Consider the following 12,690-nt stretch of genomic DNA (forward strand, 5'->3'; position numbering starts at 1 on the left):
CCCCGCCATCATGCGCGCGCCCTTCCTTGCCCTGCCCTTCCTTTTGTTTGCCACGTCCCCCGCACCGGCCGCCCAGCCCGGCGGCGGCGCATTCATGTTCGAAAGCGGCACCAGCCTGCTCGCCAAATGCCGTAACAAGGCGCCCGAATATGGCCTTGCCTGCACCGCCTACATCGTCGGCGTCGTCGATGGCATCCGCAAGGATCTGTTCATCGGGCGCGGGCGACAGGTCTGCTGGCCTGACAGGATGAGCGCGGACGACGCGCGCCGCACCGTGGTCGGCTATCTCGAACGCTGGCCCGACCAGCGGCGAACCCCCGCCTCCGTGCTGGTCAGCGTTGCGCTAAACGACCGCTATCCTTGCCAAAAATAGCCGATCGATCACACTGATCGAAAGGATCATTGCGCAGCGCGGCCATCCGACTGCTATAAACTTGCCTTGAAGGTCGCAGCGGCGTAGGTGCGGCCCCTGTTTTTTTGGTTCATGTAGGAGACTCGTCGTGGCGGCGAAATGGACGCCGGATAGCTGGCGCGCACACAAGGGCATCCAGATGCCCGCCTATCGTAATGCGGAGGCTCTGGCCGCCGTGGAGGCACAGCTTGGCCAGTTTCCGCCGCTCGTCTTTGCAGGCGAAGCCCGCAATCTGAAGGCGGATCTCGCCAAGGTGGTGACGGGTGACGCCTTCCTGTTGCAGGGCGGCGACTGCGCGGAAAGCTTCGCGGAATTCCACCCGAACAATATCCGCGACACGTTCCGCGTGCTGCTGCAGATGGCGGTCGTCCTGACCTTCGCGTCGAAGCTGCCGGTGGTGAAGGTAGGCCGCATGGCGGGTCAGTTCGCCAAGCCGCGCTCGGCCGACACTGAAGTCATAGATGGCGTCGAACTGCCCAGCTATCGCGGCGACAATGTCAACGACATCGCCTTCACCGCGCAGGGCCGCGAGCCGGACCCGCAGCGGATGGTGCAGGCCTATAACCAGTCGGCGGCCACGCTCAACCTGCTGCGCGCCTTCTCGACCGGCGGCTATGCCAGCCTCGACCGTGTGCATGGCTGGATGCTCGATTTCATGGGCCGGTCACCCTGGGCCGCGAAGTTCGAACAAATGGCTGACCAGATCGGCCAGGCGCTCGACTTCATGCGTGCCTGCGGCCTGTCGGCGGAAACCGTGCCGCAGCTTGGCGGGACCAGCTTCTACACCAGCCATGAAGCGCTACTGCTGCCATTCGAACAGGCGCTGACGCGGCAGGACAGCCTGACCGGCGACTGGTACGACACGTCGGCGCATATGCTGTGGATCGGCGACCGCACCCGCTTCGAAGGGTCGGCCCATGTCGAATATCTGCGCGGCATCGGCAATCCGATCGGCCTGAAATGCGGCCCCAGCCTGGAGCCGGACGCGCTGCTGCGCCTGCTCGACACGCTGAACCCCGCGCGCGAAGCTGGCCGGATCACGCTCATCACCCGCTATGGCCATGACAAGATCGAGGCGGGCCTGCCCAAGCTGGTCCGCGCCGTGATGCGTGAAGGCCATCCGGTCATCTGGTCGTGCGACCCGATGCACGGCAATGTCGTCAAGGCCGCCAATGGCTATAAGACGCGGCCCTTTGACCGCATCCTGGCCGAAGTGCGCGGCTTCTTCGCCGTCCACCGCGCGGAAGGCAGCTTCGGCGGCGGCATCCATGCGGAAATGACCGGCCAGAATGTGACCGAATGCACCGGCGGCGCCATCGCCATCACCGACGAAGGCCTCGCCGACCGCTACCACACCCATTGCGACCCGCGCTTGAACGCGGCGCAGAGCCTGGAGCTGGCCTTCCTGCTGGCCGAAATGCTGAATGAAGAGTTGAAGGAACGCCGCGCGGCGGCATGAGGATTACCCGGCACCGGATCATAGAATTTCGGTGCCGGGCCTCGCTCAGAGCTTCACGATCTGCTTCCCCCGGTTCGCCCCCGTGAACAGCCGCGCCAGCGCCGCCGGGGCCGCTTCGAACCCCTGCTGCTCATCGACCTGCCATTGCAGCCGCCCCGCCAGCACGAGCGCCGCCAGTCGATCGCGCATCGCGCCCCAGCGTGGCTGCTCGTCCAGGATGATGAACCCTTCCATCTTTGCCCGGCGCAGGATCAGGTTGAAATAATTGCCCGGCCCGGCAATCTCGCCGCCCTGTTCATAACGGCTGATCCCGCCGCACAGCACCACCCGCGCGCCGATCGCCAGCCGCGCGAGCATTGCGTCCAGCACCACGCCGCCGACATTGTCATAGACGATGTCGCACCCCTTGGGGGCCAGCGCCTTGAGCTGCGCCGCGACCTTGCCCTCGCGATAGTCGATCGCCGCATCGAACCCGGCCTCCTGCGTCAGCCAGGCGCATTTTTCCGCCCCGCCCGCAATGCCAATGACATGGCAGCCCGCAACCTTGGCCAATTGCCCCGCGACCGATCCCGTCGCCCCGGCCGCACCGGACACCACCACGACATCGCCCGCCACCGGGCGGCCGATCGCGTGAAAGCCGTGCCAGGCGGTCAGGCCCGGTATCCCCAGCACGCCCAGCATCGCATGGGGCGGCAGGTCGGGATGGCAGATATCGAAGCCCTCGCCATCGCTCACCAGATATTCGGTCCAGCCGGTCATGCCCGCAACCATCGTGCCGACCGGCCAGCGGCCATCGCGGCTCTCGACCACCTCCGCGACGCCCATGCCGCGCATCACATCACCCAGCTCGATGGGGGCGACATAGCCACCGAAATTCTCCATCCACCCCTTTTGCGCGGGCTCGAAACCCAGCCAGCGCACCGCCAGCAGCATCTCGCCTTCGCCCGCCACCGGCATTGGCACGTCGGCTAGGCGAAAGTCGCCATCGGCCAGCGCGCGCCCGATCGGCCGGTCCGCCAATTGCCATTGCCGCATCATCGCCTTCTCCATCGTCACGCCTTGCCCAAAATGATATGCGCCGCCCGCCAGCCCAGCGCCATGGCGGGCGCATTGGTATTGCCGCTAATGAGACGCGGCATCACCGAACAATCGGCAACGCGCAGCCCCTCTACCCCATGAACCTTCAACGCCGGATCGACCACCGCATCGCCCGCCGCGCCCATCCGGCACGTCCCCACGCCATGCAATCCACTGGTCGACAGTGACCGGAAACTCTCCAGCAGCGCATCGTCATCCTGCACCGCCGCGCCGGGGATCAATTCCTCGCCGACATCGCCCGCCAGCGCCGCCTGCCCCACATAAGCGCGCATCAGCCGGATCGCCGCAATCGCCGAACCCTTGTCCGCTTCGCTGTACAGCCAGTTGGGCGTGATCGCCACGCCGTCCCCCGGCTCGCGCCCCCGCGCCTGCACTTCCCCCTCGCTGCTCTGGCGCAGCAGGCTGCCCGACACGGTCAGGCCGGGCCGCTTGTCGATGTTGCCGAGCGGCACGGCATCATTCGCATCGCCCAGCGCAAACATATAGCCGCTGAGGTATAGCTGCAGGTCGGTGCGCGGCCCCGTGACCCCGGTGGACAGGAACGCCCCCACCTCGAACGGTCCCGTCGCCATCGGCCCGTCCCGCCGCAGATAATAGCGCGCCACCGACGCCATCAGCCCCAGCCCCTGATAGCGCCCCTGAATGCCGCTGTTCCGCTGCAAGCGGAACGGCATGGAGTAGGACAGATGCTCCAGCATGTGCCGCCCGACATGGGGATTATGATGCCGCACCGCGATCCCGCTGGCGGCCAGCGCATCGCCATCGCCGATCCCCGACCGTTGCAGGATCTGCGGGCTTTCGATCGTCCCGGCGCAGACGATCACCTCGCCATCGCAATCCACGCTGAGCGGCCCGCACTCCGCATTCACCAACTCGACCCCGACCGCCCGGCCATTGGACAGCCGCACATGGCGCAGCAGCGTGTCGGTCATCACCGTGAAATTGCCGCGCTTCATCGCCGGACGCAGAAACACCTTGGCCCCGCTCTCGCGCCGCCCTTTGCGGATATTGTGGCAATAATAGCCAACCCGTCCGCCGACCACGCTGTTGAGGTCGTCGGTACGCGGCAGACCCATCTGTTCGCCCGCCGCGATCAGCCGCTCGGCCAGCGGATAGCGATAGGTGCGCGGCGTCACATGCACCGGGCCGCCTTCGCCGCGCAGCGCGCTCCCGCCCAGCCCATGATCCTCGATGGCGCGAAAGGCCGAGACCATCGACCCGGCATTCCACCCGGTCGCGCCCGCCGCTTCCCAATCGTCATAATCCTGCGGCTCGCCCCGGCTCCAGATCATGCCGTTGATCGCCGACGATCCGCCCAGCCCCTTGCCCCTGATCCACATCTCCTGCGCCGGTTCGTCCGGGCGGCGCGGCTGGGCGACCGGATAGGCCCAGATATGCGCCGGGTTGGACACCAGCTTCGCAATCCCCTTGGGCATGGCGATCAGCGGCGACCGGTCCGGCCCGCCTGCCTCGACCAGCAGCACCCGGTTGCGCGGATCAGCGGACAGCTGCTCGGCCAGCACGCAGCCGGTCGATCCCGCACCGATGATGATATAGTCGAACCGTTCGGGCAGGTCGGCCATGATTGCTCCTCTGCGCTGTGGGTTCAGGCCTTGTCGCGATGGTCGCGCTTGATCTTCTTGGCCAGGCTCCATTTATGGACTTCGGTCGGCCCGTCATAGATGCGGAAGGCGCGGACCTCGCGGAAGATCTGCTCGACGATGGTGTCGCCGGTGACGCCCGTGCCGCCCATCACCTGCACGCATTTGTCGGCGATTCGCATCAGCGCCTCGGACACGGCCACCTTCGCCATCGAGCTTTCGACGGTGCCGAGCGATCCGCCGTCCAGCACGTTGGCGCACCAATCGATCATCAATTCGCTTTGTTGGATATCGATCAGATTTTCCGCCAGCATGAAGCCGACGCCCTCATGATCGACCAGCGGCTTGCCGAACGCCATCCGGCGGCAGGCATAGTCCGCCGCAATCTCCTGCGCGCGGATGCACCCGCCCAACCAGCGCATGCAGTGCGACAGCCGCGCAGGCGACAGGCGGATCTGCGCATATTTGAAACCCTCGCCGCTCTGCCCCAGCATCTGGTCAGCGGGCACGCGCAGATTGTCGATCGTCACGATCGCATGGCCACCGGGCATCGAACTGTCGATCGTGTCCAGCACCCGTTCGATGCGGATCGCCGGATCGGGCAGGTCCACCAGGAACATGCAGGCCCCGTCATCGGACTTTGCCATGACGATCCCGACCATCGCCCCCTGCGCGCCGGTGATGAACGCCTTGCGCCCGTTGATCACCCAATGATTGCCATCGGGCACGCAGGTCGTCTGCATCATCGACGGGTCCGACCCCGCACCGCCATCGGCCGCCGGCTCGGTCATGAAGAAAGCGGACCGCCCCCGCCCGTCCAGTAAGGGGGCAAGGAAATGCGCCTTCTGCTCGGCCGTGCCGACCTTGCCGAGCAGATACATATTGCCCTCGTCCGGGGCCATCGTGTTGCAGGCGAGCGGCCCCAGCGGCGACAGGCCCGACTTGATCAGCACGGTGGCTGTCTCGCGCTGGGTCAGGTGCGATCCGTCAGGCAGGACATGCGGTGTCAGCACGCCCGCCGCCCGCGCCTTCTCGCGCAATTCCATCACCAGTTCATCGCTCGGCCCGTGAAAGCCGCAGCGCGGATCGCCTTCATATGGCGCGACGACGGTACGGACGAATGCCTCGACCCGATCGGCTATTTCCTGCGCGCGCGGCGTACTGAACATGGCTCTTATCCTCTTGGATCAGTTGAACTGGATCGGGCGCAGCGGGTCGGTCCCGTCGAAATCCTGCGCGGCCCGCGCCACCATGGCGTAAAAGCCGGTCAGTTGCGGCACCGGCGCATAGAGTTCGGTCATATGCCCTTGCGCCGCGACCGTATCGACAAAGGCGAAGACAAAACCGTCGTTCATCTCCGCCCGGCAAGCGAGATCATGGCCCGCCGCCGCGAAATCGCCGATCGCCGCATCCACATCATCGACGAACAATGCGACATGGTGCAGTCCCTGCGCACCGGGCTGCGCAAACATGTCGCGAAAGGCGGACGGCCCTTCCCCATTTTGCTGAACGAACTCGATCATCAGGTCGCCCCACTGACCATAGGCGGAGCTATGGTCGAGCGGCCGCTCCACTCCGCGATGCACGCAGCGCCGCAGCGGGATATGATCCGCAATGAAATAGGGGCCGGACCCGTGGAGCCGATGATGCGCCAATGCGGCAACGCGCACGTCCGGCACGAAATAGGCCAGTTGCCGGATCGCCAGGCGGTTCATCAACGGCCTTGTCCCTGGGCCGTCCGCCGCCCGATCGCCGCCAGTTCGGGCAGGGTATCGACCAGCGACTGCGCTTCGGGCGACGATGCCGTGCCCCGCGCCATCCGCCCCTTGATGCCATGGATGATCGCCGCGAACCGAAACATGTTGAAGGCAAGGTAGAAGGGCAGATTGTCGATCCCGTCCCGCCCGGTCCGCGCGCAATAGGCCGCGACATAGTCCGCCTGCGACGGAATGTTCAGCGCCACCAAGTCCGCACCCTTGAACCCGCCGATGATGTGCGGCGGCAGGTGGTACATCATCAGATGATAGGTGAAGTCCGCCAGCGGATGGCCCAGCGTCGACAATTCCCAATCCAGCACCGCCAGGATGCGCGGTTCCGTGGGATGCCAGATCATATTGTCGGCGCGGAAATCGCCATGGACGATGGTCGTCTCATCGCCTGCGGAAATCTGTCCCGGCAGCCAGTCGGCCAGCCAGTCCATATCCTCATTCCGCCCCGCCGCTTCATCCTCGCGATATTGCCGCGACCAACGCGCGATCTGCCGCGCGAAATAGCTGCCCGGCTTGCCATAATCGCCAAGGCCGATCGCCTCAGGGTCGATCCCGTGCAACTGCGCGATCGCTGCGTTCATCGCGTCGAAATAGATGGGCCGCTCCTGCGACGTCAGCGCAGGCAGAGTCGAATCCCAGAAGATGCGCCCCTCCACCATGTCCATGACATAGAAGGGCGTGCCGATGACCCCCGCATCCTCGCACAGCCCATGGACAGGCGCGACCGGGAAGCCCGCCTGCCCCAGCGCCGCCAGCACCCGATATTCCCGCTCCACCGCATGGGCACCGGGCAAGAGCGCGCCGGGGGGCTTGCGGCGCAGCACATAGGCGCGCGTTGGCGTCAGCAGTCGATAGGTGGGGTTGGACTGGCCGCCCTTAAACTGTTCCACCGACAGCGGCCCCGCATAGCCAGCGACATGGGCGTGCATCCATGCATCGAGCGCCGCGACGTCGAACCCATGGCCCGCGCGCACCGCACCGGTTCCTCCGAATCGCTCCTGCCGGTCCTCGCTCACGGCCTCATCCTCTCCTGCGCTGCCTCTTCCCTGATGCCATGGGGCGTCAGGCCGGGCTTGTCCCCTCTCCTTTATTTCAGGTGCGCGCCTGACCTCTCGAAAATCGCAGTTAGCAAGACACAGGAAATAGCGCATTCCGCACGGTGAAACGAAGCCGCAGCAAGCAGCCATTTCGTCACGCGCCGTAAAGAACGCACAATAGGGGAGAGTATATGCAAAGGAAGCCTTTGGTCCGTCCAGTCATGCTGGCACTTGGCAGCACGCTATTATGGGCCATGCCCGCCATGGCCCAGGACCAGACCGCCCAGCCCCAGGCGGATGCCCAGGCGATCGACCCCAACGCCATCATCGTCACGGCCCGGCGCCGCGAGGAAAGCCTGCAGGACACGCCGGTCGCGATCACGGCCGTCAATGCGGCCATGCTGGAAAACAAGGCGGCGGTGAATATCGGCGACCTGACGGGCGGCGTTCCCAACCTGCTGATCACCAATCAGAATGCGGGCGCAGCCGCCGCGAACCTCGCCATCCGTGGCCTGACCTATGCCGACGTCGAAAAATCGCAGGAGCCGACCGTCGGCGTCGTGGTCGACGGCGTCTTCATCGGCACCAGCACCGGGCAATTCTTCGACTTTTTCGACATCGAGCAGATCGAAGTGCTGCGCGGCCCGCAAGGCACGCTATTCGGCCGCAACACGATCGGCGGCGTCATCAACATCCGTCGCACCCGCCCGACCGGCGAGTTCGGCGGCAAGATGGAAGTCTCCTACGGCAAGTTCAACACGCTCGCGACCCGCGCGGTGGTCAACGCGCCCTTGTCCAGCGACGGCAGCATCGGCGCCAAACTCTTCTACTTCCACAACGAAACCGACGGCTGGTATCGCCAGGGGCAGACCGGCGAACGCCGGGGTTTTGGCAATAATGAGAATTTCGGCGGCTCGATCCTGTTCGCGCCGAAGGACAGTGGGTTCGATGCCCTCTTCACGCTGGAAAAGCAGATCCAGAAATCCGACCCGGTCGTCTCCAACCTGACCCAGACCGGCGAAGCCTTTTGCGGCCTGATCCCAGCGGTCGAATGCAACCGGAACAACCGCGGCGACCTTTACACCGTGTTCGGCCAAGCCAATGAAACCAACTATTCCGCGCCCGCAGCGACGCTGGAAATGAACTATGACGCGGGCGACGTCAAACTGACCTCGGTCACCGGCTGGCGCGATTCGCGCGAGAACCAGACGCAGGATTTCGACGGTTCGTCCACCGACCTCTATTATGTCCGGCGCTTGCAGGATTATGAACAGTGGAGCCAGGAACTGCGCGCCGCCGGCAAGTTCAGCGACAGTTTCGACTATGTCGTTGGCCTCTTCTATTTCAGCTCCGAATATCGCCTGACCCAATATAGTCGCGTCTTCGGCTTCGCACCGACCATCGATCCTGAAATCTTCGACACCAACCCGCAGGTCGTGAACGGCAAGACCAAGTCCGTCGCCGTCTTCGGCGATTTCAACTGGGCCTTTGCCGACCAATGGCGCCTGTCCTTCGGCGGTCGCTTCACCCGCGACAAAAAGTCGCTCGACAATAGTTTCGGCGGCATCGAAATCGGCCGTGGCACCGACACGTTCAAGAAATTCACGCCCAAGGTCGGCGTCGATTTCCGACCGAACGATGATGTGATGCTCTATGGTAGCTGGTCGCAGGGTTACCGGTCGGGCGGCTTCTCGCCGCGCGCCGGCACGGCGGCGAGCGCCGGCATCGCCTATCAGCCCGAAGTGGTCGACAGCTTCGAACTCGGCGGCAAGTTCGACCTGTTCGACCGCAAGTTGCAGTTCAACGTCGCGGCCTTCTACTCCAGCTACAAGGATCTGCACCAGAACAACACATTGAGCTGCCCATCCTGCGCAACCGGGAACGAGACGATCACGTCGAACGTCGGTTCGGCCAAGATCAAGGGCCTGGAGTTCGATTTCACCGCGCGTCCGACGTCGCAACTGACGATCACCGGCTCGATGGGCCTGCTTGATTCCAAGTTCAAGGACTTCATCGTCGGGGGCATTTCGCCCGTATCGGGCGCGGTCGTGCCTTATGACTATTCGCGCAACAATCTCATCTACAATCCGAACATGACCGCGTCGCTCGCGGCCGACTACACCATGCCCACCAGCTTTGGCGAAGTCATCGCGAACCTGAGCTATCGCTATATCGGCGCTTATGATCAGCAGATCTCGCTCGGTCCGATCTCGGGCGACCTGACCAACGGCCCGATCATCGTCAATGGCAACGACCCGCGCGTGCGCACGGACAAGCAGGGACTGGTCGATGCCAGCGTGACCACCAAGTTCGAACTGGGCAGCACCGAAGCCCGCCTGACGCTGTTCGGCCGCAACCTCGCCAATGATCGTGGTCCCACTCATGGCTTCACCGTTGGAGGCCTGTTCTCCTTCGGCACGGCGCGCGAACCGCGCACCTATGGCGCGACGCTGGGTATCAAATTCTGATCCCTGCGACAGTCTGAAAAGCCAAAGGCCGGGGCGCAATCCCCGGCCTTTCTTTCGGCTGCCGCTCCGCCCTCAGGCACAAAGAAGGGGCGTCGGAGCCACAACGCCGACGCCCCATCATCCAATCAATCCGGCGTTACAGATCGCCGTTGATATATTTCATGATCGTGTTCTGGAACTGGCGGATCTGGATTTCCTGATAGTTGGCCAGCTGCACCTTGTCGTTGAGCGACGCCTTCAGGCCCGTCTGCACATAAGGCAGATTTTCCATATCCTGCTCGAACACGTCGCCTAATACCATCCGTCCGTGATGCTGACTCACGTGGGGGATTCCCAAAGCGGCGAAACTATGAATCTATGTCTTCGGGTTGGAGGGCATTGTCATGGGTGCAGCGATTGGATTGCGAGACGACTTTGATGCAGCGGGCTTGAGGCGACTGGCGCGGACGACAAAGAGCGCGAACCAGGGACGCCGACTGCTAGCTTTGGCGGAAATCTATGATGGCGCGAACCGCAGCGATGCCGCGCGCATCGGCGGAGTGACCCTGCAGATCGTGCGGGATTGGGTGGTGCGGTTCAACGCCCGAGGTCCAGCGGGTCTCCTTGACGGCAAGGCCCCAGGCAAGCCGCCCTTGCTGAATGATACCCAGCGCCAAGCGCTCGCGGAGGTCGTTGAAAGTGGACCGATACCAGCGATCCATGGAGTTGTGCGTTGGCGGCTGATCGACCTGGCGCGGTGGCTTCATGACGAATTTGGGGTTTCTCTGACGGAAACGACCGTAGGGCGAGAATTGAAAAAGCTGGGCTATGTCAAATTGACGGCACGCCCACGTCACCATGCCCAGAACGAATATGCGATGGAGGACTTCAAAAAGATTCCATGATGAGAGTTGGATAGCGGTCTGAGGGAGCTCAGAGTCGGTTTGGGTCACCAGCCATGTAGTCGACGCCGCTTCGATTGCGGTCTCGCGCCGGCACCGGCGGGCAAAGGCAGGTCCAGCGAGAGCGGCGACGCCCGGACCCGTTAGCCGGGATCTTCGACGACGAGGATGTGGTCCCCATGCTCCAGGCTGCGCCTGGTTTGCGTTCAGTGGCAATTTTCGAGGAGATATGTCGCCGTCACCCTGAGCTTGATGGGCGCATTCGACGCACATTGGAGCGACGGATCCGAACATGGCGGGCGATCCATGGTCCCGAGCAGGAAGTGATCTTCCGGCAGGTGCATGAGCCGGGACGGCTTGGCCTGTCGGACTTCACCGAGATGAACGATGAGCACGTAACGATCGTCGGCGTGGCGCTCGATCATCGCCTCTACCATTTTCGGCTGATATGGTCGGGCTTTGAACACGTCCATGTCATTCTGGGCGGCGAGAGCTATGTCGCGCTTGCAGAAGGGTTACAAAACGCCCTGTGGGCCGTCGGCGGTGCCTCGGTTGAGCATCGCAGCGATAGCCTGTCGGCCGCGTTTCGCAACTTGGGCGCTGATGCCCGGCAAGATCTGACGCTTCGATATGACGCGCTGTGCGAACATTATGGCATGACGCCGACGCGCAACAACCGCGGCGTTGCCCATGAGAATGGCGGGATCGAGAGCCCGCAAGGGCATTTGAAGGCAGCAATAAAGGACGCGCTGCTGATGCGTGGTTCGCGAGACTTCGATGATCTGGCGAGTTACCGGCACTTCATCGACGAAGTCGTCAGCCGCAAGAACCGGCGCAACGGCCCACGCATAGACGCCGAGCGTGCGGTATTGCAGCCCCTGGGACTGTCAGGATTTCCGTGTGTGACCGGGCGGTTGATCATCAGGCCGCCATGGCCTTGATGAAACGTTCGCCGAAGATGACGGCGAATTGTGCCTTTGCCATCGTCCATTCACGAGGCGGCTTCTTCCACTCTTTCTCCGACCTGTTCAAGATCAGATAGAGCAGCTTGGTTGCGGCATCGTCACTGGGGAAATGCCCCCTTGCTCTGACGGCTCTGCGCAGCTCGAGTTCAAAGCCTCGATGGCGTTTGTCGTATATATGATCCTGCGGACGTCGTCAGGAAACGCAAAGAACGGAATGACCTCAGCCCAGGCGCGACGCCAGCTCTGGCCAATAGCCGGGTAACGCTGACCCCAGGGACCGGCCTCGAATTCGGTGAGTGCCACCTGTGCAGCATCAGCGCTGGGCGCGCGGTAAATCTCCTTGAGCGCCGTTGCCAGGCCTTTGCGGTCCTTCCAGGATACGAAGTCCATGGAATTGCGGAGTAAATGGACGATGCCATATGTGGACGGCCTCCGCCTTACAATAGATTTAACAGACTATGACCGATCGCTTGCGTTCATATGTCCGGCCTCAAAGGTGCAGCCGCAAATGACCGCGGGCCAAGATGGTTTCCGCCACATGAGTTCCAAACACGTTTCCGGCATTGAGTAGCCATTGCATCGTACGGAGTGTCTCACGCCCGGAATGATCGATCCCATCTGCGCATTCTATTGCAAGTTCAGGCCTTAGCTCAACACGGGTTCTTGCACATCAGCACCCTTGTTTCGCCAAGCTCTATGCCGCTACCTCGCGTAGCGGAATACTGTTTGCCCGGTAGCGCTCGCCGGTCACCATGAGCTTCCAGGCAATGCGCGCAATCTTGTTCGCAACCGCCACGGCAACGAGCTTTGGCGGCTTGCGCTTGAGCAGTTCAAGTAGCCAGGCGTTTGCATTGTTGCCCTTTCCTGCTCGAACATGCCGTAGAAGCGCGGTCGCACCGGCCACCAGCACACTTCGCAGCAGTTCGTCCCCGGCGCGTGTTATAATGCCAAGCCGAACCTTGCCGCCGGTAGAATGGTCCTTTGGTGTCAGGCCCATCCA

At 63.3% G+C, this 12,690-nt stretch carries 10 protein-coding genes and 3 pseudogenes; 5 read left to right on the forward strand and 8 right to left on the reverse strand.

Annotation, left to right across the window (positions count from 1 at the left end; translation table 11 throughout):
* The first annotated feature begins 10 nt into the window (after window positions 1-10).
* Entirely contained in the window at window positions 11-373 is a 363-nt protein-coding gene (locus tag BF95_RS16960; protein ID WP_043152813.1) for a Rap1a/Tai family immunity protein, read from the forward strand.
* A 127-nt stretch (window positions 374-500) separates the two neighbouring features.
* Window positions 501-1,871 (forward strand): class II 3-deoxy-7-phosphoheptulonate synthase, encoded by a 1,371-nt coding sequence (locus BF95_RS16965; RefSeq protein WP_043152814.1) that lies wholly within the window; start codon window positions 501-503, stop codon window positions 1,869-1,871.
* Between the two features lie 45 nt (window positions 1,872-1,916).
* Here BF95_RS16965 and BF95_RS16970 read toward each other — a convergent pair whose 3' ends face one another.
* From BF95_RS16970 to BF95_RS16990, 5 genes are read right to left on the reverse strand one after another with little or no spacing between them, the layout of a single operon-like run.
* Window positions 1,917-2,921 carry an NADP-dependent oxidoreductase gene (locus tag BF95_RS16970; protein ID WP_235209814.1) on the reverse strand — a complete coding sequence of 335 codons (1,005 nt, stop codon included), beginning with the start codon at window positions 2,919-2,921 and terminating at the stop codon, window positions 1,917-1,919.
* A 2-nt stretch (window positions 2,922-2,923) separates the two neighbouring features.
* Window positions 2,924-4,552 (reverse strand): GMC family oxidoreductase, encoded by a 1,629-nt coding sequence (locus BF95_RS16975; protein ID WP_043152815.1) that lies wholly within the window; start codon window positions 4,550-4,552, stop codon window positions 2,924-2,926.
* 23 nt (window positions 4,553-4,575) lie between these two features.
* Window positions 4,576-5,739: an acyl-CoA dehydrogenase family protein gene (locus BF95_RS16980; protein WP_043152817.1), complete on the reverse strand. Its 1,164-nt coding sequence runs from the start codon at window positions 5,737-5,739 to the stop codon at window positions 4,576-4,578.
* Window positions 5,740-5,757: 18 nt separating this feature from the next.
* The gene (locus tag BF95_RS16985; protein WP_043152819.1) at window positions 5,758-6,285 is read right to left on the reverse strand and encodes a VOC family protein; all 528 of its coding nucleotides are present in this window, start codon (window positions 6,283-6,285) and stop codon (window positions 5,758-5,760) included.
* Window positions 6,285-7,355: a phosphotransferase gene (locus BF95_RS16990; protein WP_043152822.1), complete on the reverse strand. Its 1,071-nt coding sequence runs from the start codon at window positions 7,353-7,355 to the stop codon at window positions 6,285-6,287. Before BF95_RS16990 ends, BF95_RS16985 begins: the two co-directional genes overlap by 1 nt.
* A gap of 212 nt (window positions 7,356-7,567) precedes the next feature.
* Here BF95_RS16990 and BF95_RS16995 point away from each other — a divergent pair, with 212 nt between their 5' ends.
* Window positions 7,568-9,844 (forward strand): TonB-dependent receptor, encoded by a 2,277-nt coding sequence (locus tag BF95_RS16995; protein ID WP_043152824.1) that lies wholly within the window; start codon window positions 7,568-7,570, stop codon window positions 9,842-9,844.
* 136 nt (window positions 9,845-9,980) lie between these two features.
* Here the strand turns inward: BF95_RS16995 and BF95_RS27455 are convergent.
* Window positions 9,981-10,142, reverse strand: a pseudogene (locus BF95_RS27455) (aromatic ring-hydroxylating oxygenase subunit alpha); the annotation flags it as partial.
* 85 nt (window positions 10,143-10,227) lie between these two features.
* On the opposite strand from BF95_RS27455, the gene BF95_RS17000 reads away from it, so the two are divergent.
* Window positions 10,228-10,728 (forward strand): helix-turn-helix domain-containing protein, encoded by a 501-nt coding sequence (locus BF95_RS17000; RefSeq protein WP_051520082.1) that lies wholly within the window; start codon window positions 10,228-10,230, stop codon window positions 10,726-10,728.
* Between the two features lie 59 nt (window positions 10,729-10,787).
* Window positions 10,788-11,606: pseudogene (istA, locus tag BF95_RS17005) on the forward strand (IS21 family transposase); the annotation flags it as partial.
* Between the two features lie 40 nt (window positions 11,607-11,646).
* On the opposite strand, the pseudogene BF95_RS17010 reads toward istA, so the two are convergent.
* Window positions 11,647-12,104: pseudogene (locus BF95_RS17010) on the reverse strand (transposase); the annotation flags it as partial.
* 280 nt (window positions 12,105-12,384) lie between these two features.
* A partial coding sequence (locus BF95_RS17015) for a transposase (protein ID WP_152542779.1) occupies window positions 12,385-12,690 on the reverse strand: 306 nt, incomplete at its 5' end.

Origin of the sequence: Sphingobium sp. Ant17 (genome assembly GCF_000588875.1) — a bacterium.
Taxonomy (GTDB): Bacteria; Pseudomonadota; Alphaproteobacteria; order Sphingomonadales; family Sphingomonadaceae; genus Sphingobium.